The 23,445-nt window shown below is 53.8% G+C and carries 22 protein-coding genes; 12 read left to right on the forward strand and 10 right to left on the reverse strand.

Features of this window, described 5'->3' with window-relative positions:
* Nucleotides 1-50: 50 nt before the first annotated feature.
* Complete coding sequence (gene orn, locus NCTC9997_RS13460; RefSeq protein ID WP_010864781.1) at nucleotides 51-596, reverse strand: oligoribonuclease; 546 nt, start codon at nucleotides 594-596, stop codon at nucleotides 51-53.
* Nucleotides 597-682: 86 nt separating this feature from the next.
* Here orn and rsgA point away from each other — a divergent pair, with 86 nt between their 5' ends.
* From rsgA to mscM, 3 genes are all read left to right on the forward strand, one after another.
* Complete coding sequence (gene rsgA / locus NCTC9997_RS13465; RefSeq protein WP_010864782.1) at nucleotides 683-1,726, forward strand: small ribosomal subunit biogenesis GTPase RsgA; 1,044 nt, start codon at nucleotides 683-685, stop codon at nucleotides 1,724-1,726.
* Between the two features lie 328 nt (nucleotides 1,727-2,054).
* Nucleotides 2,055-2,975, forward strand: coding sequence for an archaetidylserine decarboxylase (gene asd, locus NCTC9997_RS13470; protein WP_064978249.1), 921 nt, complete (start codon nucleotides 2,055-2,057; stop codon nucleotides 2,973-2,975).
* Nucleotides 2,976-3,052: 77 nt separating this feature from the next.
* The gene (gene mscM / locus NCTC9997_RS13475) at nucleotides 3,053-6,406 is read left to right on the forward strand and encodes a miniconductance mechanosensitive channel MscM (RefSeq protein WP_064978250.1); all 3,354 of its coding nucleotides are present in this window, start codon (nucleotides 3,053-3,055) and stop codon (nucleotides 6,404-6,406) included.
* A 274-nt stretch (nucleotides 6,407-6,680) separates the two neighbouring features.
* On the opposite strand, the gene epmA is transcribed toward mscM, so the two are convergent.
* Nucleotides 6,681-7,655: an elongation factor P--(R)-beta-lysine ligase gene (gene epmA, locus NCTC9997_RS13480; RefSeq protein ID WP_010864786.1), complete on the reverse strand. Its 975-nt coding sequence runs from the start codon at nucleotides 7,653-7,655 to the stop codon at nucleotides 6,681-6,683.
* Between the two features lie 392 nt (nucleotides 7,656-8,047).
* Between epmA and frdA the strand changes: the two genes are divergently transcribed.
* The 5 genes from frdA to NCTC9997_RS13505 all read left to right on the forward strand — a co-directional run bounded on the left by frdA (nucleotide 8,048) and on the right by NCTC9997_RS13505 (nucleotide 12,141).
* Entirely contained in the window at nucleotides 8,048-9,841 is a 1,794-nt protein-coding gene (gene frdA, locus NCTC9997_RS13485; RefSeq protein ID WP_010864787.1) for a fumarate reductase (quinol) flavoprotein subunit, read from the forward strand.
* On the forward strand, nucleotides 9,841-10,575 hold the full coding sequence (locus NCTC9997_RS13490) for a succinate dehydrogenase/fumarate reductase iron-sulfur subunit (RefSeq protein ID WP_010864788.1): 735 nt from the start codon (nucleotides 9,841-9,843) through the stop codon (nucleotides 10,573-10,575). Before frdA ends, NCTC9997_RS13490 begins: the two co-directional genes overlap by 1 nt.
* Nucleotides 10,576-10,583: 8 nt before the next feature.
* Complete coding sequence (gene frdC / locus NCTC9997_RS13495) at nucleotides 10,584-10,982, forward strand: fumarate reductase subunit FrdC (protein ID WP_010864789.1); 399 nt, start codon at nucleotides 10,584-10,586, stop codon at nucleotides 10,980-10,982.
* A gap of 12 nt (nucleotides 10,983-10,994) precedes the next feature.
* Nucleotides 10,995-11,354: a fumarate reductase subunit FrdD gene (frdD, locus tag NCTC9997_RS13500; protein ID WP_010864790.1), complete on the forward strand. Its 360-nt coding sequence runs from the start codon at nucleotides 10,995-10,997 to the stop codon at nucleotides 11,352-11,354.
* 214 nt (nucleotides 11,355-11,568) lie between these two features.
* Nucleotides 11,569-12,141 (forward strand): lipocalin family protein, encoded by a 573-nt coding sequence (locus NCTC9997_RS13505; protein ID WP_064978251.1) that lies wholly within the window; start codon nucleotides 11,569-11,571, stop codon nucleotides 12,139-12,141.
* Nucleotides 12,142-12,299: 158 nt separating this feature from the next.
* On the opposite strand, the gene sugE is transcribed toward NCTC9997_RS13505, so the two are convergent.
* Nucleotides 12,300-12,614 (reverse strand): quaternary ammonium compound efflux SMR transporter SugE, encoded by a 315-nt coding sequence (gene sugE / locus NCTC9997_RS13510; RefSeq protein WP_010864792.1) that lies wholly within the window; start codon nucleotides 12,612-12,614, stop codon nucleotides 12,300-12,302.
* Between the two features lie 116 nt (nucleotides 12,615-12,730).
* A complete protein-coding gene (locus NCTC9997_RS13515) occupies nucleotides 12,731-13,939 on the reverse strand; it encodes an MFS transporter (protein WP_064978252.1) in 1,209 nt (402 codons plus the stop codon).
* Between the two features lie 142 nt (nucleotides 13,940-14,081).
* Here NCTC9997_RS13515 and NCTC9997_RS13520 point away from each other — a divergent pair, with 142 nt between their 5' ends.
* On the forward strand, nucleotides 14,082-15,155 hold the full coding sequence (locus NCTC9997_RS13520; RefSeq protein WP_082935566.1) for a DUF2157 domain-containing protein: 1,074 nt from the start codon (nucleotides 14,082-14,084) through the stop codon (nucleotides 15,153-15,155).
* A gap of 200 nt (nucleotides 15,156-15,355) precedes the next feature.
* Here NCTC9997_RS13520 and ppnP read toward each other — a convergent pair whose 3' ends face one another.
* The 3 genes from ppnP to NCTC9997_RS13535 all read right to left on the reverse strand — a co-directional run bounded on the left by ppnP (nucleotide 15,356) and on the right by NCTC9997_RS13535 (nucleotide 16,281).
* Nucleotides 15,356-15,640 carry a pyrimidine/purine nucleoside phosphorylase gene (ppnP, locus tag NCTC9997_RS13525; RefSeq protein ID WP_010864796.1) on the reverse strand — a complete coding sequence of 95 codons (285 nt, stop codon included), beginning with the start codon at nucleotides 15,638-15,640 and terminating at the stop codon, nucleotides 15,356-15,358.
* Between the two features lie 114 nt (nucleotides 15,641-15,754).
* Nucleotides 15,755-16,108: a DMT family protein gene (locus NCTC9997_RS13530; protein ID WP_010864797.1), complete on the reverse strand. Its 354-nt coding sequence runs from the start codon at nucleotides 16,106-16,108 to the stop codon at nucleotides 15,755-15,757.
* A 41-nt stretch (nucleotides 16,109-16,149) separates the two neighbouring features.
* Nucleotides 16,150-16,281: an entericidin A/B family lipoprotein gene (locus tag NCTC9997_RS13535; protein ID WP_064978253.1), complete on the reverse strand. Its 132-nt coding sequence runs from the start codon at nucleotides 16,279-16,281 to the stop codon at nucleotides 16,150-16,152.
* A 448-nt stretch (nucleotides 16,282-16,729) separates the two neighbouring features.
* Here NCTC9997_RS13535 and NCTC9997_RS13540 point away from each other — a divergent pair, with 448 nt between their 5' ends.
* Nucleotides 16,730-17,062 carry a hypothetical protein gene (locus NCTC9997_RS13540; protein WP_039046340.1) on the forward strand — a complete coding sequence of 111 codons (333 nt, stop codon included), beginning with the start codon at nucleotides 16,730-16,732 and terminating at the stop codon, nucleotides 17,060-17,062.
* 290 nt (nucleotides 17,063-17,352) lie between these two features.
* Here the strand turns inward: NCTC9997_RS13540 and groL are convergent, their stop codons facing one another.
* The 3 genes from groL to NCTC9997_RS13555 form a co-directional block, all read right to left on the reverse strand.
* Entirely contained in the window at nucleotides 17,353-18,999 is a 1,647-nt protein-coding gene (groL, locus tag NCTC9997_RS13545; RefSeq protein ID WP_010864800.1) for a chaperonin GroEL, read from the reverse strand.
* Between the two features lie 53 nt (nucleotides 19,000-19,052).
* Entirely contained in the window at nucleotides 19,053-19,346 is a 294-nt protein-coding gene (locus NCTC9997_RS13550; protein WP_010864801.1) for a co-chaperone GroES, read from the reverse strand.
* A gap of 312 nt (nucleotides 19,347-19,658) precedes the next feature.
* Nucleotides 19,659-20,180, reverse strand: coding sequence for an FxsA family protein (locus NCTC9997_RS13555; protein WP_370635670.1), 522 nt, complete (start codon nucleotides 20,178-20,180; stop codon nucleotides 19,659-19,661).
* A 299-nt stretch (nucleotides 20,181-20,479) separates the two neighbouring features.
* On the opposite strand from NCTC9997_RS13555, the gene aspA reads away from it, so the two are divergent.
* A complete protein-coding gene (gene aspA / locus NCTC9997_RS13560; RefSeq protein ID WP_010864803.1) occupies nucleotides 20,480-21,913 on the forward strand; it encodes an aspartate ammonia-lyase in 1,434 nt (477 codons plus the stop codon).
* 114 nt (nucleotides 21,914-22,027) lie between these two features.
* Nucleotides 22,028-23,326: an anaerobic C4-dicarboxylate transporter gene (locus NCTC9997_RS13565; protein WP_010864804.1), complete on the forward strand. Its 1,299-nt coding sequence runs from the start codon at nucleotides 22,028-22,030 to the stop codon at nucleotides 23,324-23,326.
* Nucleotides 23,327-23,445: the final 119 nt, after the last annotated feature.

Raw genomic sequence — 23,445 nt, forward strand, 5'->3', positions numbered from 1 at the left:
CAATCCGGATAATTTGCCAGCAAATTTTGCCGTCACGGCGCGCAAGTCACTTATAAACGGATGAAATTCTCGCGGTAATAGCGCAGCTCCGCGATAGATTCACGGATGTCATCCAACGCCAAATGGGTGCCTTGCTTGCTAAAGCCAGCCAGAATTTCAGGCTTCCAGCGACGCGCCAGCTCTTTTAAGGTACTGACATCCAGATAGCGGTAATGGAAGTACTGCTCCAACTGCGGCATGTGGCGATACAAGAAGCGGCGATCTTGACCGATACTGTTGCCACAAATCGGTGACGCGCCCGCAGGCACCCACTGCGCCAGAAAATCCAGCGTCTGCGCTTCGGCTTGTGCTTCGCTGCAGGTGCTGGCGCGCACGCGGGCCACCAGACCACTTTCGGTATGGGTGCGGGTGCACCAGTCATCCATCCCCGCCAGAACATCGTCAGGCTGATGAATGGCAAGTACCGGCCCTTCGGCTAAAATGTTCAAGTGCTTGTCGGTCACAATGGTGGCGATCTCCAGCACTTTATCGGTATCCGGATTGAGTCCGGTCATTTCCATATCAATCCAGATTAAATTTTCTTTATCAGCGGCCATGGGCACTCCTGCATTTTTTCTCGCAAACTGCGTGTATGATACAGGGTTTAAACTCCCTGCGTGTAATTACCAAAGAGCAAATCACTTTGAGTAAGAAAAAGCTAACCCTCGGCCAACAACGCCGAGTCAATGCCAACCAGCAACGCCGGTTGAAGCAAAAAGACCAAAATCCGGAATGGGATGATGCCCTGCTCGGCGATGCCCAAGAAGGGGTAGTCATCAGCCGTTTCGGTATGCATGCCGACATCGAGGCCGCAGACGGCAGCCTGCACCGCTGTAACCTGCGCCGCGCCATCAACAGCTTGGTGGCCGGTGATAAAGTGGTTTGGCGGCCAGGCAAGGAGCATATTCACGGGATCAGCGGCGTGGTCGAAGCCGTGCATGAACGCCACTCGGTGCTCACCCGTCCGGACTTTTATGACGGCGTCAAAGCGGTCGCTGCCAACATCGATCAGATTGTGATCGTCTCGGCGGTAGTCCCAGAGCTGTCTACCGATATTATCGACCGTTATCTGGTGGCCTGCGAGCAGGTCAACATCGCGCCGTTGATTGTGCTGAACAAAGTCGATCTGCTGAGCGCCGAAGATCGCTTATGGGCGGTCGAAGCCCTGGAGCAATACCACAGCATCGGCTATCGCATCTTGTGGGTGTCTTCCCATACCGGCGAAGGCATGGATGAGCTCAATGACGCCCTGCGCGAGCGCATCAACATTTTCGTGGGTCAATCAGGGGTAGGTAAATCGAGCCTGATCAACGCATTGCTGCCAGAGGCCAATGCCGGTACCGGCGCGGTATCGGATAACTCGGGTCTCGGTCAGCACACCACCACCGCCGCGCGTCTGTATCACCTGCTGGAAGGCGGCGACCTGATTGACTCCCCGGGGATCCGCGAATTCGGTCTGTGGCATTTGGATCCGGAGCAAGTTACCGAATCTTTCATCGAGTTTCGTGACTACCTCGGCCTGTGCAAATTCCGCGACTGCAAGCATGATAACGACCCAGGCTGCGCGATCCGCGAAGCCGTGGAGGCGGGCAAAATCAGCCAAACCCGTTACGACAGTTATCACCGCATTTTGGAAAGCATGCTGCTGGCCCGTGCCCGCCGCCACTTCCCACAGCGCGATAATTAACTCGGTGCGCCTCACCCTGCGCGGTGAGGCCGTCTTCTGCGTACGCTAAGCGGTGCGACACAGCGCTTAGCTGCGCGCAGTGTTAGTGCTATCGCCTGAGTCGCATGCCATGCGCATCAGCATGACGTGATAAGAGAAATGGCAGGTATGACGCAGCTGACCGGCGCGGTCAACCTGCATCAACACTGACAAGGCGGCGGATTACGGGTAAAATGCGCGCCTTTTATGCATACGCACTGCGCACGCAGTCAGGCAAACTCGGATACATAACGAAGTTTCGCCCCATGACACTGCCCGCACAGACTCTAGGTGAACGGAGAAGCTACAGGTGTTCAACCAAGTAAAAATTGCACTGCAGTATCTGCTGCCAAAACAGCGGCTGACCCAACTGGCCGGCTGGGCGGCGGAAAAAAACGCCGGCGCGCTGACACACTGGGTGATCCGGCTGTTTGCCCGTCATTACGGCATCAACATGCAAGAAGCGCAAAAGAGCGATCTGAGCGCCTATGCCAGTTTCAACGAATTTTTCACCCGTCCGCTAAAGCACAGCGCGCGTCCAATTGATTTTGCGCACAACTGCCTGTGCCTGCCCGCTGACGGCATGATCAGCCAGATTGGCCCGCTGCGTGACGATCTGCTGCTGCAAGCCAAAGGCCACTACTATTCACTGGATGCGCTGCTGGCCGGCCAAACCGAGTGGGTACGACGTTTTCGTCATGGCGCCTTTGCCACCACCTACCTGTCTCCGCGCGATTATCACCGCGTGCATATGCCGTGTGATGGCACTCTGCGCGAGATGATTTACGTGCCGGGTGAGCTGTTTTCCGTGAATCCACTGACCGCGGAAAACGTACCGGGGTTGTTTGCCCGTAACGAGCGCGTGATCTGCCTGTTTGATACCGCCGCCGGCCCAATGGCGCAGATTCTGGTCGGTGCCACCATCGTCGGCAGCATCGAAACCGTGTGGGCGGGAACCATTACCCCACCACGCCGTGGCGAGTTGCAGCGCTGGACTTATCCGGCCGCCGGTGACGAGCAAGCGGTACATCTGACCAAAGGTCAGGAAATGGGCCGTTTCAAGCTCGGATCCACGGTAATCAACCTGTTTCCTGAAGGCAGTGTTGCATTTGAGTGCACATTACAGCAAGGTGTTACCACCCGCATGGGCGAGCGTTTTGCCCGGCTGCTGAGTGCCCCGATTTCTGTTGAAGGTGACACCACCCTCGCATCCCCGCACTCCGGAGCCTGACTAACGCCAGCCTGCGGCTGAACGTTAACAGTATTTAGACCGTCGTTCGCGGCGGTCTTTGTTCCGCGAGGTCGCGCATGTCACGACACCCTTTACAGCGTTATTGTTCCCTCTTTTTGCTGCTGTGTGCCTTACTGGTCAACAGCCTGCCGCTACAGGCAGAGGTGTTGCAACCGGCAGACAAGCTGCAACAATCCATCGACACCACCGAAGCTGGTAATCTGCCCGATAAAAAAGCGATTTTAGAAAATCTGCAGACGGCACTGACTTGGCTGAAAACCCGTGATGAAGCGCAAAAGCGGCGCACGGAATATCAGGCGGCGATTGATAACTATCCCAACCTCACCAGCCAATTGCGCCAGCAGTTACAACAGCTACAGCGCAGCGCTAACAGCACCAGCCATACCCACAATGGCGCAGGGCTGACGACGGCCGAGCTTGAGCAGCAAATTTTGCAAACCAACAGCAAATTGCTGGGGGCGACGCGCGATCTGCAACAAGAAAGCGATCAAATTCAGGCCATCATCGATTCGCTGAACGATATTCCGACGCGGCAAAGTGAGGCGCGTACCGCCCTCAATCAAGCCGAGCAACGCTTATCGACGCTGCCGCCAAGCAGCAATACCCCGTTGCAGCAATCGCAAGAACAAGCGCTGCGCGCCGAGGTAACTGCGCGCAAGGCGCAAGTAGATACCCTGGAGCTTGAGCAACTGTCGGCCAACAACCGGTTGGAATTGGCACGCCTGCGCCAAGAGATCTCGCGCACGGAGCGCGATCAACTCGACAGCCGCCTGCAAGCCCTGCGCAATGCCTTTAACGAGCAGCGCCAGCAAGAAGCGCAGCAAGCGCTCAAGCAAAGTACCGCCTTAATTGAGCAAAGCGCCGATCTGCCGGCGTTTGTCACCGAGTTGATTAACCAAAACCAGCAGTTGTCACAGGCGCTCAATCAGCAGGCCAGCTTTTTAGAGCGCACCGCGGAAGCGCAGCGCAGCACCCAAGCGGACATCAATCAGGTCAAACAAGCGCTGAGCAGTATCCGTGAACAATCGCAGTGGTTATCGGTTTCCAACGCCCTCGGCGAGAGTTTGCGCTCACAAATTGCCAAACTGCCGAAAATGCCCAAACCACAGCAATTGGATCGGGAAATGGCGGATATTCGCGCCCAACGGCTGCAATATGATGAGATGCAAAATACGCCCCTGAGCGAAGAGCAGCTCACGCAAATTGAGGCGCTCCCGAAAAATCTGCGTAACATCTGGAACAGCCAGTATCAGACCCGCCATGACTTACTGACGTCGCTGATCACCGGCACCGATACCAGCATACTGGAGCTGGCCAAACTGAAAGTGGCCACGAACCAACAAATCGATGTGCTGCGCGAAATTAAAGTCGCCACCAATCGCTATCTGTTCTGGTTGCCAGACTTAAACCCAATTGGCCTCGGCTTCCCACTCGCGGTGCTACACGATGTGCGCCAACTGGTGGCGATGGATGTGTTCGGTCAGATAGCGCAGGGTTTTGTCGCCAGCTTACATAGCGAAAGCCTCTTGTGGTTGCTGGCCGCTATCGGCGTCAGCATCGCCAGCCGTTACAGCATGGGCAACTACCGCCGTTTTCTGGACAAAGCCGCCAGCCGGGTAGGCAAAGTGACCTTAGACAGCTTCGGTCTTACGCTACGCACCTTGCTGTGGTCGGTGTGGGTTTCCCTGCCCGCGCCGGTGCTGCTGGCCGCGGTAGGTTACAGTCTGCTCAATGCGTGGGCCTATCCGGTGGCCATCGCTTTTGGTGAAAGCCTGATCAATTTGGTTATCGTGATCAGCTTGTTCGTGATCACCGCCAATTTTGCCCGCGCCAAGGGGCTCTTCATCGTCCATTTTGGTTGGGACAGCAAGAAAGTGGGCCGCGCGATGCGCTATTACGCCGTGTCGCTGGCCAGCTTTGTGCCGCTGTGGTGTGTCGCCGATACCTTAAGCTCGCTTAACGATCGCCAGTTTAACGATACGCTGGTGCGACTGGCCTTTATTGGCCTGTGCATCGTGCTGATGGTGCTGACCGCCAGCTTGCGGCGCACCAAAGTGCCGCTGTACCTCAACGCACAGGGCTCGGGGCAGAACCTGATTAACTACTTGCTGTGGGGGGTGGTGTTAGCCACACCGCCACTGGCGATTTTGTTCACCTGCTTAGGCTATCTATCGACCTCACGGGCGCTGCTGGCGCGGGTGGAGGTCTCATTGGTGGTATGGCTGTTCTTATTGCTGTTCTACTACCTGACCCGTCGCTGGATGTGGATCCAACGTCGGCGCATCGCCTTTGAGCGAGCCAAGCAGCGCCGCTCTGAAATCTTGGCGCAACGAGCGCGCAATAACGATGATGAGCATGCCACCAGCAATGATGGTGCGCAGGACATGATTGAAGAGCCGGTGATCGATCTGGATGTGATCAGCGCCAAATCCTTGCAGCTGATGCGCTCGATGATCTCGCTGGCCGCCCTCGGCTCGCTGATGTTGATTTGGTCTGAGCTGCGCTCGGCGTTTGCCTTCTTGGATAACATCAACCTGTGGAATGTCATCGACATCACTAACGGCGTTGAAAGCGTCCAGCCGATTACGCTGGGCTCGCTGCTGCTGGCCGGTCTGGCGCTGATCATTACCGCCAAGATCATCCGTAACCTGCCAGCGCTGATGGAGCTGGCACTGTTACAGCATCTGGATCTGACCCCGGGAACCGGTTATGCCATTACCACTTTAACCAAGTACTCGATCATTTTATTCGGGGTGATGATCACCGCCTCGATGATTGGGGTGGATTGGGCTAAATTGCAGTGGTTAGTCGCGGCGCTCGGTGTTGGTCTTGGTTTTGGTTTGCAAGAGATCTTCGCCAACTTTATCTCTGGCCTGATTATTTTGTTTGAAAAGCCAATCCGCATTGGCGATACGGTGACGATTCGCGATCTGACCGGTACGGTGACCAAAATCAACACTCGAGCCACTACTATTGCCGATTGGGATCGCAAAGAGATCATTGTGCCGAACAAGGCCTTTATCACCGAGCAGTTCATCAACTGGTCGCTGTCCGATCCGATCACCCGCATCGTGCTGCGGATCCCCGCCCCGCAACATGCCGATACGCAACTCGTCACCAGTTTGATTGAGCAAGCCGCGCGAAATACACCGAATGCCTTGGAAACCCCAGCGCCCGAGGTGTATCTGGTCGACTTGCAGCAAGGGATCCCGCTCTATGAGATCCGCTTGTACGCGGCGGAAATGGGCCATCGGATGCCTATTCGCCATGAGCTGCACAAGCAGATCTTGGCTCTGTTCCACGCCCATGAACTGGAACTGCCGTATCCGCCAAGTCAGATTCGGGTTGAGAAGATGCCGGCCAGTGAAGCACTACGCCGCAGCGCGGTGAGTAATGTGATGACGATCTAACGGGTTGCCTTGCTCGCTAATTAGATTCACCAGCAAATGATAATGAGAACTCATTGCATTTAAGTAAGTTCTCCTTTATTGTACAAGGACTGCACAGAAATCGGTTTCAGCCCTTCCGTTTTCTGCCACGCTCTCCCCCGCATATTGCAATGCCAGACCACAGGTTTTTGCACCAGCTGGCACGGCAAAAATAAAAAAAACGGCGGTCCTGATGGACTGCCGTTTTTGTCTGCTCGCTATCAATAAACGATAAATTATCGCGCTTCAGCAACACTCACGCGATCGAAACCGGAAACGCCATCACTTCGCTGATATCTTCGGCATTTACTGCCACCATCAGCAAACGTTCAACGCCCAGCGCAACCCCTGAGCAATCCGGCATACCGGCGGCCACGGCGGCCATCAGACGCTCATCAATGGGGTAAGTCGGTAAGTTACGTGCCGCCCGCTTGATATTTTCCTGCTCTAAGCGTTTGCGCAGCTCTTCAATGTCACTCAGCTCATGGAAGCCGTCTGCCAGCTCCATGGCGTGATAAAACACCTGAAAACGCTCAGCAACGCGGTGATCTTCCGAGCTGATTTGCGCCAGCTCCGCCTGATTGGCTGGGAAGTGATACACAAAAACCGGTTTCTCTTGGCCCAGATTCGGCACCACTTCGCGCTGGAACAGCACGTGCAGCAGGCAATCGCGCTCTTCCCCTTCTAGCAGATCTGTTAGCCCTTTAGCTTCAACCAGCTCAGCCAACACCGCTTTATCTGCTGACAGCGGGTCAATATCCAAATGACGCAAGAAGGCTTGCTGATAAGAAAGACTTTCCGCCGGTTCACAGTCGAGGATCTGCTGCAGCAGATCGTCCACTTCATTCATCAGACGGTACATATCAAAGCACGGCCGGTACCATTCCAAGATGGTAAATTCCGGATTATGTCGGCTATCGGCATCCTTGTTACGAAATGAGCGACCTAACTGGAAAATCGGACCGCTTCCCGCGGCCAGCAGGCGTTTCATGTGATATTCAGGATTGGTGACCAGATACAGTTTCTGGCTCTCACAATCATCACAGCCTTGGTATTCCAGTTGAAACGGAAATTGGTATACATCCGCTAAGGTAGTCTGACTCATTGCCGGCGTTTCGACTTCCAGCACACCCCGATCAGCAAAGAAACGACGCACATCTGCCAGCATGGAGGCACGCTTTAGCAGATTGCTCATTGGCGCTGAAGGCTGCCAGTTCACCGATTCGCTCATGATTTCCTCTGGATAAACACTCGTAATTGGTGCCGCAGTCTACCCGCGAGTCCGTCATCAGACAAATCCTTGGCGGCATTTCCTCTGTCTGGCCGTCATTTAAATGTAAAAATTCCGCCGTGGGGTTTCGCTTTAGTGAAAAAATGAAGCACTAATGTAAATTAATTCTTAAATTCACTATTTTTGTGACTCCGTGCGGTTTTTTGCGCTCGATCACGAAATCAAATCTTGCTCACTCTTTCGAGTGAGTAAACTCTCAAAACAGGTAACTAAATCAAGTTTTGTTACAGGTGCGATGACTACAATAGCCGCGCTGAAACCGAGGATTTCCCCCTTATTTATTTTTTTTAATCCCGACGACTATAATTTGTCCAATATTTCGGAGGAATGCTGTGCAGACCTTTACCGCAGACATCGCTATCATTGGTGCGGGTGGTGCGGGCTTGCGTGCCGCAATTGCCGCAGCCGAAGCCAACCCTAATCTGAAGATCGCGTTGGTATCCAAGGTATACCCTATGCGCAGTCACACCGTTGCAGCCGAAGGTGGCTCCGCAGCGGTAGCACTGGATCATGACAGCTACGACAACCACTTCAACGATACCGTATCCGGTGGTGATTGGCTGTGTGAACAAGACGTAGTCGAATACTTCGTTAAACACTCACCGATTGAGATGACCCAACTGGAGCAGTGGGGTTGTCCGTGGAGCCGTCGTCCGGATGGTTCTGTAAACGTACGTCGCTTCGGCGGTATGAAAATTGAGCGTACTTGGTTTGCTGCGGATAAGTCCGGCTTCCATATGCTGCATACCCTGTTCCAGACGTCTATCCAATATCCACAAATCCAGCGCTTTGACGAGCACTTCGTACTGGACCTGCTGGTAGACAACGGCGAAGCCCGTGGTCTGGTCGCAATGAACATGATGGAAGGTACACTGGTACAGATCCGCGCCAACAGCGTGATCCTGGCTACCGGTGGTGCCGGCCGTGTTTACCGTTACAACACCAACGGCGGTATCGTAACTGGTGATGGTATGGCGATGGCTTACCGTCATGGCGTACCTCTGCGTGACATGGAATTCGTTCAGTACCACCCAACCGGTCTGCCGGGCTCAGGTATCCTGATGACCGAAGGCTGCCGTGGTGAAGGTGGTATTCTGGTGAACAAAGACGGCTACCGTTACCTGCAAGACTACGGTCTGGGACCAGAAACCCCAGTCGGTCAGCCGAAGAACAAGTACATGGAACTGGGTCCACGTGACAAAGTTTCTCAGGCGTTCTGGCACGAGTGGCGCGCAGGCCGCACCATCTCTACCCCTCTGGGCGATGCGGTACATCTGGACCTGCGTCACCTGGGTGCTAAGTACCTCAACGAGCGTCTGCCGTTCATCTGTGAACTGGCGAAAGCTTACGTGGGCGTGGATCCGGTTAAAGAGCCAATCCCAGTACGTCCAGCCGTACACTACACCATGGGTGGTATCGAAACCGATAACCAGTGCGAAACCCGCATCAAGGGTCTGTTCGCAGTGGGTGAGTGTTCTTCTGTGGGTCTGCACGGTGCGAACCGTCTGGGTTCTAACTCACTGGCTGAAATCGTGGTATTCGGTCGTCTGGCCGGTGAAAATGCCGTGGCACGCGCCGCTGAAATGGGCGAAGCCAACGATGCAGCTCTGAATGCACAAGCCAAAGACATCGAAAACCGTCTGCACAGCGTTCTGAATCAGGAAGGTAATGAGTCCTGGTCGAAGATCCGTGACGAGATGGGCATGTCTATGGAAGAAGGTTGCGGTATCTACCGTACCGAAGATCTGATGCAAGCCACCGTTGATAAGCTGGCTGAGCTGAAAGAACGTATCAAGAAAGTGTCTATCAAAGACCGCTCCAGTGTGTTCAACACTGATCTGCTGTACGCCATCGAAGTGGGTTACAGCCTGGACGTGGCCGATGCCATGGCGAACTCTGCGCTGGCGCGTAAAGAGTCTCGTGGTGCGCACCAGCGTCTGGACGAAGGCTATACCGAGCGTGATGACGTGAACTTCCTGAAGCATACTCTGGCCTTCCGTAGCGAAGACGGCGGCGCGCCGCGTCTGGAATACAGCGATGTATGCATCACCAAGTCCCAGCCTGCCAAGCGTGTATACGGCGCTGAAGCAGAAGACCAAGAAAAGCAGAAGAAGGAGCAGGCATAATGGCAAGCCGTACTCTGAAGATGGAAGTGATGCGCTACAATCCTGAACAGGATACCGCGCCTTATTTCCAGACCTTTGATGTACCTTACGACAACGCCACTTCCCTGCTGGATGCGTTAGGCTATATCAAAGACAACCTCGACAGCGATCTGTCTTACCGTTGGTCCTGCCGTATGGCCATCTGCGGCTCTTGCGGCATGATGGTTAACAACGTGCCTAAGCTGGCTTGTAAGACTTTCCTGCGTGACTACGCCGACGAAGGCATGCGCATCGAAGCGCTGGCCAACTTCCCGATCGAGCGTGACCTGGTGGTTGACATGACTCACTTCATCGAGAGTCTGGAATCCATCAAGCCATACATCATCGGTAATGACCGTAAAGTGTCTGAAGGTCCAAACGTTCAGACCCCGGCTCAGCTGGAGAAATACCGTCAGTTCTCTATGTGCATCAACTGTGGTCTGTGCTACGCAGCTTGCCCACAGTTTGGCCTGAACCCAGAGTTCGTAGGTCCTGGTGTACTGGCACTGGCACAGCGTTACAACACTGACAGCCGTGACCACGGTCAAGCTGAGCGTATGCCAGTTCTGAACGGCAAAAACGGTGTGTGGAGCTGTACGTTCGTCGGTTATTGCTCTGAAGTGTGTCCGAAGCACGTTGACCCAGCCGCTGCTATCCAGCAGGGCAAGGTAGAAAGTGCCAAAGACTTCATGATCGCCATGCTGAAGCCACAGTGAGGAAAGAAATGAGCACTATCTCCAAACGTAAACCTTATGTTCGCGAGATGAAAGCGAACTGGTGGCAGAAACTGGGCTTTTACAAGTTCTACATGATCCGTGAAGGCAGCGCTGTACCAACCGTATGGTTCGGTCTGGTTCTGCTGTACGGCATGTTTGCTCTGCGCGGTGGTGTAGACAGCTGGTATAGCTTTGTCGGCTTCCTGCAAAACCCTATCGTTCTGCTGCTGAACCTGATTGCTCTGGGTATGACCCTGCTGCACACCGCAACCTGGTTCAACCTGGCACCGAAGGCACAGATGATCATCATTAATGATGAAAAACTGCCTGAGAGCAAAATTGTTAAAGCACTGTGGGCAGTAATGGTGGCATTCACTATTTTTGCCCTGGCTATCGTACTGATTTAAGGAAGGAAGAGGATGAAACCATCAATCCCTCAGCGTTCTGACGAACCGGTATTTTGGGGCCTGTTCGGTGCGGGCGGTATGTGGAGCGCCATCGTTTCTCCGGTGATCATCCTGCTGGTCGGCATTATGCTGCCACTGGGTATGCTGCCGGATGGCGCGATGAGCTACGAGCGCGTACTGGGCTTTGCTCAGAGCATCATCGGTCGTCTGTTCATGCTGGGTATGCTGATCCTGCCTATCTGGTGTGGTATGCACCGTATCCACCACGCGATGCACGATCTGAAAGTGCACGTACCGGCGGGTAAACTGGTGTTTTACGGTCTGTCTGCGATCTACAGCCTGCTGGCGCTGATCGTGGTATTCACGCTGTAATCCTACTAGCGAGGCGAAACGTGCTGGCCACGGTTCGCCTCGACATGCGTTCGATATCCGCGCGATCTCCGTGAGAGATAAAAATACCCGGCATCGCCGGGTATTTTTTTATCCTTATCCTTGCTATACCTAAACCAGAGATACTGAAAGTTGTACGGCACTGATTCTGTGCATGACTCTCATCTTGCTTAGGCATTTTGCTAAGGATAGGCCAATGCTGTCACCTCGCTTCCTGCTCTCCGCCGCCACCTTGTGGTTAACCGCACTGTTAACCGCTTGTACGCAAGTTCCGCCCGGTGCCAAGCCGATTCAACAACTGGATCTAACGCGCTATCAAGGTACGTGGTACGAAATTGCGCGCCTCGACCACTCGTTCGAGCGCGGCCTGACTCACGTCACAGCCGACTATCTGCCGCGTGATGATGGCGGGATCCGCGTCATCAACCGTGGGTTTGATCCCGCGAAACAGCGCTGGCAAGTTGCCGAGGGCAAAGCCTATTCACTGGCGCCCGATATGCCGGGCTCACTGAAAGTCTCCTTTTTCGGCCCGTTTTACGGCGGCTACCATATCCTTAAGCTGTCTGACGACTACCGCTATGCGCTGATCAGCGGCCCGAACCATGAATACCTGTGGATCTTGGCCCGCACGCCAACTCTGCCCGCCGCCGAGCTCGACGCACTCTTACAGCAAGCCAAAGCGGCCGGTTTTGCCACCGACGCCCTGATTTTTACCGACCAGCGCACTCCGCGACCACAAAGTGAACCGGCAAGCACACCAGCATCCTAAACCAAGCGACAGCGCCGCGCGCCAGTCATCCCTTGCCAGACAAGGATAAAACAGGCATCGCGGCGCACTCACCGACATCAATAATAAAGTTCAGAAATGGTGGCCATCAGCAGTGGGGAATCCACCACCGGACCGGTCAACGAAGATATTCGCGCAACTCAACTACTGAATTTCAGCCCCAAGATCCCGCACACAATCAGCACCAAACTGCCGACCCGCACCAAAGAGGCGGACTCGCCAAACAAAATGATGCCCATGATGGCCGTTCCGACCGCGCCGATACCAGTCCACACCGCATAAGCGCTGCCTGCCGGTAACTGACGCATCGCCATCGCTAGCAACACCATGCTGCCACTGATGGTTAAGGCAAAAATCACCGTCGGCAACGGACGGCTAAACCCATGGCTGGCTTTTAAGGCCAGCGCCCAACACACTTCAAAGATACCTGCAATCACTAGGTATACCCACGCCATAGTCCTACACTCCTCCATGGCATTCTTCGGGGTCGTCCCCATACGAAAGGCAGTCATACCGGGTCGTCCCGGGACTGAATAGACAACGTGCGACTCTGGGCCGCACGAGAAAGAAACTAGCAATGCTGACGCGAAGAGTCGAGGTCGCTAGGTAGATTGCGCCGGCGCAGCGCATAAAGCAAGCCGGGGATCAGTAACAAGGCGGCCACCGCTGCGGCCACTACTGCTGGCCAGTTGCCGCTTCCCCACCAGTACAGCAGATAAAAACCGCCAGCGGCAGAGCCAAAATAGTAGAACATTAAATACAGCGCGCTGGCCATCGCACGCCCTTCACCGGCATGCTTACCGACCCATGCGCTGGCTAATGAGTGCAGCAGGAAAAAACCGATACTATTAATCAACAGTCCGGCAATGATCACCCACAGCTGCAAACTCAACGTCAGCAATGTGCCACCCAGCAAACACCCTACGCCCAGCGCCATCCCCGCCGGAACTGAATAACGTACGCTCCAATGGCCGGCTAAACTGGCCGACACCGTGCCGCTTAAATAGCATAAAAACAGCAATGACAACGCACTGGCTGGCAGATGCCACGGCGCGCCGTGTAAGCGAAAAGTCAGTACCGAAAACAGATTGATGAAAATACCAAACGCCAGCATGCTGATTAAAAACACCGGCCACAGATAAGGATTGCGTAGGTGGCGCAACAAGGTGCCAAACAGTGCGCGCGGCCGTAAGGCTTGTGCACGAAAATGCTGCGGTTTAGGTAATAACATGGCCACCAGCGACACGCCAGCCGCGGTGAGTAGCGCCAGAGTCCACACCGTGGCTTCAATGCCAAACCACTGTGACATCCCTCCGCCAATCAAACGCCCCGCAATTCCGCCCACCGAATTGGCGGCCACATAACTGCCCACCGCCCGCATAAAGGCTTTGGACTCAAACTCTTCGGCCATGTAGGCCACCGCCACGGCAGGAAAACCGGCCAGCCCAATGCCTTGAATCACCCGCAGCACAATCCAGCTGCTGAGACTCTGCGCCAACAGCAGCGCCAGCGCCGTCCCTAACGACAGCCCTAAGCTACACAGCATGATGCGACGCCGACCGAGCGCATCGGCGGCGATCGCCCACGGCAGCAAACTCAGGCTTAACCCGAGCGACGCGCCAGCAAAGATGCCATTCACCTCGCTAGCACTGGCACCGAACTGCGCCGCCAGCAGCGGCAACATCGGTTGTGGTGCGTACAAATTACAAAAGACCAGAAAAGAGGATAACGCCAGCGCGGCGGTGGCGCGCCGGTAATCGCGGCTTCCCTGCGTGATCATGTTGTGTCCTTACCTCGGGGCGACCGATACTTTCAGTGCGCCAAATCACTGCACCCAGTCCGTCACTATAATGGTTATAATCTCAGCAGAATATGCGTCAGGGCAGATTTTACCGATTCCGCTCTCACCACAAGGAACGATGATGCCACACACGACTCCCGTGACCACGCCTGAACAAGACGAACGGCCACGTCCGCTCACGCCGCAACTGCTGAGCGCGGCCGAGCAGCAACAGATCCTGCAACCCGGACAAGCCGCGGCGCTATGGCAGTTTGTCTGCCAACAAGCACCGACGCCGAGCCCGCGTTTTACTATCGCGCAGGTGCTGTACACCTTAGGCGGCTTGCTGGCGATTGGCGCGATGACCGTCTTTATGCAGCAAAGTTGGTCACGCTTTGGCCCACTGACCTACAGCGCGTTGTCCGCCGCTTTACTGCTGATTGCGTTACTGTTAGCTGAAGTGCTGCACCGGCGTCGCTACCCATTGCCAGCGGCCTTATGCGCTACGGTCGTGATGCTGACCGCGCCGCTGATTTTACTCGGATTACAAATGCATTGGGGATGGTGGGATGATCCGCACACCCGTCTACCGCTGTTTTATCTCGATTATCCGGGCATGGCCGATCAGCGTTGGTTATCGTTGGAGGTGCTCGGTTTGCTGGCCGGCCTTGCGATGGTGTGGCGCTACCGCGCGCCACTGTTGATGCTGCCACTGAGTTTACTGCTGTGGGTCACGCTGCTGCATAACGCGCTCGATCTGTTGAGTTGGTGGCATAGCGGCTGGCGTCGTCAGTGTCTGCTGTCACTGCTGATTGGCGTGGGTATGTTGGGGATCGCCGGCTGGCTGGATCATCGCTATCGGCGTCAGCCCGATTATGCTCACTGGTGGTATGTCAGTGCGCTGACCATCAGTTGGACTAGCCTGACCTTGCTCGACAGTCACAGCGAGCTGGGGCGCTTTATTTACTGCTTGCTGAATTTAGGCCTGATGCTGCTGGGGCCGCTGTTGAATCGACGGGTATTTACCCTGTATGGCACGCTGGGTGTGTTTGCCTATTTTGGCTATCTGGCATGGTCACTGTTTGCAGACAGCACGCTGTTCCCGTTTATTCTGTGCGCGGCAGGGCTGTTGGTGATTGGCCTTGGCGTCAAATGGCAGCAGCATGAGGTGGCGATTGCCAATTGGGTGCGCCGCCGCTTGCATCTGGATGCCTAAGCGCGACTAGACCGTAAATTGCTACAGACGCTGCAAAAATTATAGCCCCGCGTATGCGGGGCTATGCAATCGAGCCACTATCGTTTATGCGAATCGGTCTGTATCTCGGCGTGTGTATCTAGACGTATGCCACGCTCATTGGCGCGGCTTATCAGATGACTAGTGACTCGCTCATGACTTGTTGCATTGCTCAGCTCAGCTTAGCCACCAAACTGGCACAAATAGGCAGTATCTTGCGCCACTTGCAGATCAAAGGCGCTGTCACCAGGGACATGAAACTCACTGCCGGCCGCAAAGGTCTGCCACACATCGCTACCCGGCAGACGCACCGTCAGCGCGCCACGCAGCACCACCATCACTTCCGGCGCGCCGGTATTAAAGCGGTACTCGCCCGGTGCCATCACACCAACGGTAGCCCGACGCTCACCATCTTGAAAACCGATGGATTTAACCTGCCCAGCAAAATAGTCGTTCACTTCCAGCATGTTGTTACTCTCCCTGTCAAAATGGCTCGGCTAATCCCAAGCCTGCAGTCGGCAGCATACCGGTGATTTTTTGTTCTGACTAGATAAAAACCACGCCGCAAAACCCGTGTCCGGTTAGCCCATAATCTTATCGCGAAACATGAAGAACACCGCCCCCAGCAGACATAAACCGGCCCAGACAAAGTCCATCCGAAACGGCTCTTTCAGGTAGTACAACGAGAACGGCACAAATACCGACAGCGAAATCACCTCTTGGATGATTTTAAGCTGCCCAGGCGATGCGACGGTATAACCAATGCGATTAGCCGGCACTTGCAGCAAATATTCAAACAAGGCAATGCCCCAACTAATCAGTGCAGCAAACAACCAAGGTTTATGGGCGAAGTTTTTCAGGTGGCCATACCAAGCAAAGGTCATAAAGATATTGCTCAGACACAACAGGCCTATGGTTGTTACCAGCGGCGGCATAACATTCCTTTTTTAACGGTGTACTTCAACAATTAACGGCCTTAATCGACAGCGCGCTGAATAGAGCTACCTAATTTTTGCACATCACGACCAAACCCTTTGGTGGTCTCACAACCGGAGGTCAAAAATGCCAGCAGTAACGGTACAACTAGCCAGATCATACGTGGTTTCATGGTTATCCTCACGCGTTCACTCTGGCCGGTGGCCAGATTCAAGCTCTACAGACGTCTGATTTTATTATAACCGACCCCACCTTCCCATCCTGTCGGCGTGAATTTGCTTGGTCTGACAATACGCCAGCTTCCAGCAAAAAGCGCAATCGCTGCCACAAAACCGCATAAAACCAGAGGTAACTCGCACAAAATCACAGCGTCGACGCCAAAGATCGACTAGCCTCAAAGAAAGGTGTTCACGAAGAACGCCGCCAATAGCCGTGAGCCCAATGCGCTCATCATGCTAACGGCACTTTTCAGGGCGGACGGATTTCTCCCTGCCAGCGATAGCCGATGCCAGCGTAGATACCCACCCTGGATTCCACAGTGCATCGTCTGTCATACACCGTGATACCGAGCATCAGCAGTGCCTGCCAGAGCAGGCCGAACCTACACAAGGACGTAGCGCATGTTGAACAACCCCGAACAAATTCTGCATCAGATCCAGCACCATCTATGGCAAACCCTGAATCAAGCCACTACGGTAGACGATTTTATTTTGCGCCAACCTCGCCAGCAGCGTAGCCCACGCCGCGCCCTATTCAGTCTGCCGCAAGGCTTTCACAGCCGTAGCCAGCGCTTTCGTCCGTATGTGGAAGAGTTATTGTATGAGCTCGATGGTCTGAAAATGCAGGCCGATAGCCCACTGATTGACGTGCACATTTCAACACTGGCGCACAAGCTGGAGCTGTTACGTAGCGAGCTGCGCTGTCAGCTGCGGGGAATCCAGCAAGCGAGTTAACGCGGTATTGGCTCCATCGCCCGTAAGTGCTTTCTTGTATACGAAACATGCACGAGAAATAGACGAAGATCCGGCGATAATAAGCTCAGACAGATACAACCATAAACAGTGATAGCAACAGATAGCGCGGCGCACCGCAGTAATGACTCTTACGCCGTATTACTGCGCACAGAGCTTCATAAATCACAGAGCACCATAAATAATGGGCTCCATAAAAATAAGCGCCATAAAAAAACCCACCTAACGGTGGGTTTTTCTTTTTTATACACTGAACAGGTCAGGTATAGGCATTACATCATGCCCATGCCGCCCATACCGCCCATGCCGCCCATACCGGCGCCCATGTCAGCTTTCTCTTCCTTCGGCATGTCAGTAACCATGCACTCGGTAGTGATCATCAGACCGGCTACGGAAGCTGCGTACTGCAGTGCAGAACGGGTTACCTTGGTTGGATCCAGGATACCCATTTCCAGCATGTCGCCGTACTCTTCGGTCGCCGCGTTGTAACCGTAGTTACCTTCGCCCGCTTTCACGTTGTTCGCAACCACAGAGCCTTCTTCACCCGCGTTAATCACGATCTGACGCAGAGGCGCTTCCATCGCACGCAGAGCTACGCGGATACCCACGTTTTGCTCTTCGTTTTGACCAGTCAGGCCAACCAGCTTGCTAGCAACACGCACCAGAGCAACACCGCCACCAGCAACCACGCCTTCTTCTACCGCAGCACGGGTTGCGTGCAGGGCATCTTCTACGCGCGCTTTCTTCTCTTTCATTTCCACTTCGGTAGCAGCACCGACTTTGATCACAGCAACACCGCCAGCCAGTTTCGCTACGCGCTCTTGCAGTTTTTCACGGTCGTAGTCAGAAGTGGCTTCTTCGATTTGCTGACGAATCTGCGCTACGCGGCCTTGGATAGCGGCTTCATCACCCACGCCATCGATGATGGTGGTGTTGTCTTTGGTGATAACAACGCGCTTAGCTTGGCCCAGGTCTTCCAGAGTCGCTTTTTCCAGCTCCATACCGATCTCTTCAGAGATCACGGTACCGTTGGTCAGGGTCGCGATATCTTGCAGCATTGCTTTACGACGGTCACCGAAACCTGGCGCTTTAACAGCAGCCACTTTCACGATACCGCGCATGGTGTTCACTACCAGCGTTGCCAGCGCTTCACCTTCGACATCTTCCGCGATGATCATCAGTGGCTTACCAGACTTGGCCACCGCTTCCAGAACTGGCAGCAGTTCACGGATGTTGGAGATCTTCTTATCTACCAGCAGGATGAATGGGTTATCCAGCTCAGCAGAGCCAGTTTCTGGCTTGTTGATGAAGTATGGAGACAGGTAACCGCGGTCGAACTGCATACCTTCTACCACATCCAGCTCGTCTTGCAGGCCGGTGCCGTCTTCTACAGTGATCACGCCTTCTTTACCTACGCGCTCCATAGCTTCAGCAATCAGGGTGCCCACAGTCTCATCAGAGTTAGCAGAGATGGTACCTACCTGAGCGATAGCTTTGGTATCAGCACAAGGAACAGACAGCGCTTTCAGCTCTTCAACCGCAGCAATCACCGCTTTGTCGATACCGCGCTTCAGATCCATTGGGTTCATACCCGCAGCAACCGCTTTCAGACCTTCGTTCACGATAGCCTGCGCCAGTACGGTGGCAGTGGTAGTACCGTCACCGGCAGCGTCGTTCGCTTTAGAGGCAACTTCCTTCACCATCTGCGCCCCCATGTTCTCGAACTTGTCTTCCAGTTCGATTTCACGTGCTACAGATACACCGTCTTTAGTGATAGTTGGCGCACCGAAAGATTTATCCAGTACCACGTTACGGCCTTTCGGGCCCAGTGTTACTTTTACCGCGTCAGCCAGTACGTTTACACCACGCAGCATTTTTACGCGTGCATCATTGCCAAACTTCACGTCTTTTGCAGCCATGACAGATTCTTCCTTCAAAAATTGTGTTAAGGGTTAAAAGCAGTGAGCGATTATCAGGCCTGAACGATCGCCAGGATGTCGCTTTCGGACATGATCAGCACTTCTTCGCCGTCAATTTTCTCGCTCTTCACGCCGTAGCCATCGTTGAAAATAACGATGTCACCTACTTTTACGTCCAACGGCTTCACTTCGCCGTTGTCCAGAATGCGGCCGTTACCGACAGCCAACACTTCACCCCGGGTAGACTTACCCGCTGCTGATCCGGTCAATACGATGCCGCCAGCAGACTTGGATTCAACTTCTTTGCGCTTAATGATTACACGGTCATGCAGTGGACGAATGTTCATCGTTTCTACTCTCCAGATAACAAATTTAACACCCGGAATTCCATACCGGCTGTGTAGTTTCATATGTAGTTTCAAAGGTGGCGACCGGCCTAACGCCTGCCGCGCTTGTGGTAATTGAAATGGGGGACACCCGCGCCGGCTTCAAGGGGGCAAACAAAAAAATTTTTATTCCGGCATAAAAAAGGGATGAATGGCGAAAGCGATCACATTCATCCCTGAGAGCTTTACAGCGTTACATGCCCAGCTTACGCCTTCATGCACATAGCGATGAAGGCCGCATCACGATGCCGACAGACATGCCTACATTCATGATTAATGTAGGCGTGGCGGCTGATCGTGGTCATCTGGCCCTTGCTGGCTGTTATCGCCCTGATGAGTCGGCGGGTCTTTACGCTCAAACTCACCATCAAAGGTGCGATGACCGCTGCGGTTATCCTCACCACCAAACGTGCCAAAGCCTGCACTGCCGGTGCCAATAATTTGCATGCGCGGCAGCACCCAATGCGCCAGCGCCTTTTGTACCCACGGCAGCAGCAGAATCAACGCCACAAAATCGGTTAAAAAGCCGGGGATAATCAGCAAAATACCGGCGATAACCAGCATACCGGCCTGCACCACTTCTTGGGCCGGCATTTCACCCTGCGCCAGTTTTTGCTGGATAAGCATCAGCGTCTTGACCCCTTTACTGCGGATCAGCGATACCCCCACCATCGATGCCAGCAAAGCCAGTGCCAGCGTTGTCCAGCCGCCAATCTGATCAGCGACCTGAATAAATATCGTTATCTCAATAAACGGCAGAAATAACAGCAACAGCAGAAAGAAAAGACGCACTATGTGCTCCTCGATGCGTAATAGCGTTAAATAGTAAGATGGGGGCGATTGACCGTAATTTCAATCCGCCGCTCACTGTAGAGGGATTTCACCCTCGATGACACGTGAGTGGGATCACATTTATTAACTCTATTTAGGTAACATGCAACAAAAAGTGATCTAGGTAAATTTTTCCCCCGGCCATTCCAATAAGATCACCTACACTTTCAGGGAAGAACGGTAATTTTTCCTGCCGTTTTGCATAAAAACGACACACTATACTTTAACAAACTCATTACCCGTACATTCAAGGTTTACCTATTATGGCTAACAATATTCGTATCGAAGAAGACCTGCTGGGTACCCGCGAAGTTCCTGCTGATGCTTACTACGGCATCCATACTCTGCGCGCTATCGAGAACTTTAACATCTCCAACACCACTATTTCTGACGTACCAGAGTTCGTACGCGGCATGGTGATGGTGAAGAAAGCCACTGCGCTGGCCAACAAAGAACTGGGCGCAATCCCAGCGAATGTCGGCGACATGATTGTTAAAGCCTGTGATCTGATTCTGACTACTGGCAAGTGCATGGACCAGTTCCCAACTGACGTATATCAGGGCGGCGCCGGTACTTCCGTAAACATGAACACCAACGAAGTTGTAGCTAACGTTGCGCTGGAACTGATGGGTCTGGAAAAAGGCCGTTACGACGTTATCAACCCATGCGACCACGTAAACGCCAGCCAGTCTACCAACGACGCTTACCCAACCGGCTTCCGTATCGCTGTGTACAACAGCATCATGCAGCTGATTGAGAAGATCGAATACCTGAAAGTGGGCTTCGATAACAAAGCGACCGAATTTGCAAAAGTACTGAAGATGGGTCGTACCCAGCTGCAGGACGCGGTTCCAATGACTCTGGGTCAGGAATTCCACGCGTTCTCCGTACTGATGCAAGAAGAAATCCGCAACCTGAAGCGTACTGCTGAGCTGCTGCTGGAAGTGAACCTGGGCGCGACTGCGATCGGTACCGGTGTGAACACGCCAGAAGGTTACTCTTCAACCATCATCGGCCACCTGTCTAACGTGACTGGTCTGCCATGCGTGATCTCTGAAGACCTGATCGAAGCCACCTCTGACTGTGGCGCTTACGTCATGGTTCACGGTGCTATCAAGCGTACTGCCGTTAAGCTGTCTAAGATCTGTAACGACCTGCGTCTGCTGTCTTCCGGCCCACGCGCTGGTCTGAAAGAAATCAACCTGCCAGAACTGCAAGCCGGTTCTTCCATCATGCCAGCTAAAGTTAACCCAGTGATCCCAGAAGTGGTGAACCAGGTTTGCTTCAAAGTGATCGGTAACGACACCGCTATCACTTTCGCTGCCGAAGCCGGCCAGCTGCAGCTGAACGTAATGGAGCCAGTAATTGGCCAAGCGATGTTCGAGTCCATCTCTATCATGGCGAACGCGTGCGTGAACCTGCGTGACTTCTGCGTTGATGGCATTACTGCTAACCCAGAAAAATGTGCTGCCTACGTGTTCAACTCTATCGGGATCGTAACTTACCTGAACCCGTTCATTGGCCACCACAACGGTGACATCGTAGGTAAAATTTGTGCTGAAACCGGCAAGGGCGTACGTGAAGTCGTTCTGGAGCGCGGTCTGCTGACTGAGGAACAACTGGACGACATCCTGTCCGTTGAAAACCTGATGAACCCTCAGTACAAAGCAAAACGTTTCACGGAAGAAGAGGCGTAATCAGCTCGAACGTACAATAAAGCCGGCTTCTGCCGGCTTTTTGTAGTTCAGTTGGTGTCGTTATTACAAATAAAGGATTCTTGTCGTCCGACACCTTTTGGAGAAGATATCACTATGATGTGGATGGAGTTAGCCGTTGTTCTCATCGGCATTTTTATTGGTGCGCGTATTGGTGGCATCGGGATCGGCTTTGCAGGCGGTCTAGGTGTTCTGGTTCTCGCGTTAATGGGCGTGAAGCCGGGTAATATTCCTTGGGATGTTATCCTGATTATCATGGCGGTAATTTCTGCCATCGCAGCAATGCAAATCGCTGGCGGTATGGATTATCTGGTGAGCGAAGCAGAAAAACTGCTGCGTAAGCACCCAAAACAAATCACTTTTTTAGCACCGCTGGTAACCTATTTCATGACGCTGCTGGCCGGTACCGGTCACACCGCGTTCTCTACTCTGCCGGTCATTGCTGAAGTGGCGAAAGAGCAGGGAATTCGTCCGTCTCGTCCACTGTCTATCGCAGTAGTGTCTTCCCAGATTGCAATCACTGCCTCTCCAGTATCCGCTGCCGTGGTGTTCTTCTCTGGCATCATGGAGCCGCTGGGTGTGAGCTACCTGCAAATTCTGGGGATCTGTATCTCCACGACGCTGGCAGCGGTGATCCTGACCTCTTTCGTGACCAACTTCTTAGGTTGTGAACTGAAAGATGACCCGGTATACCAAGAGCGTCTGGCTAAAGGCCAAATCAAACTGCGTGGCACTAAAGAAGTGACCCTGCTGCCAGGTGCCAAGCTGTCTGTGGGTATCTTCCTGGTCGCTATTCTGGCGGTAATGGCTTACGCCACGGCAATCTCCCCAACTGTGGGCCTGATTGAAACCCCTGTAATGCCACGTAACGATGCGATCATTGCGTTCATGCTGACTGCAGCAACCGCGATCACCGTACTGTGCAAAGTTGACTCAGGTAAGATTGTTAACGCTGCGACCTTCAAATCGGGTATGTCTGCCTGTATCTGTGTGATGGGTGTGGCTTGGCTGGGTGATACCTTCGTTGCTGCGCACTTAGACGGCATCAAGGAAACCGCAAGCTCAATCCTGAACCAATATCCTTGGATGCTGGCTGTGGTTCTGTTCTTCGCTGCGATGCTGCTGTACTCCCAAGCGGCAACGGCTAAAGCTCTGCTGCCTGCAGCGCTGGCGCTGGGCGTAGCACCAGTTACTGCTATCGCCTCTTTCGCGGCAGTTTCTGCTCTGTTCGTTCTGCCAACCTACCCAACCCTGTTGGCGGCGGTAGAAATGGATGACACTGGTTCGACTCGTATCGGTAAAGCGGTATTCAACCACCCGTTCATGATCCCGGGTGTGCTGTGTATCGGTCTGTCCGTACTGTTCGGTTTCCTGGTCGGTGGCATGGTGCTGTAATCGCACTTAGCGCCACAGGTTAAACCTGACAACAGGCACCCATGCGGTGCCTGTTGTTGTTTTAGCGCCCATACGCTGGTTCGCAGTCTTCATCATCTTCTCTTCCCTCCAAATACCAT

This window comes from Plesiomonas shigelloides, from assembly GCF_900087055.1.
GTDB lineage: Bacteria > Pseudomonadota > Gammaproteobacteria > Enterobacterales > CAMTGL01 > Plesiomonas > Plesiomonas shigelloides.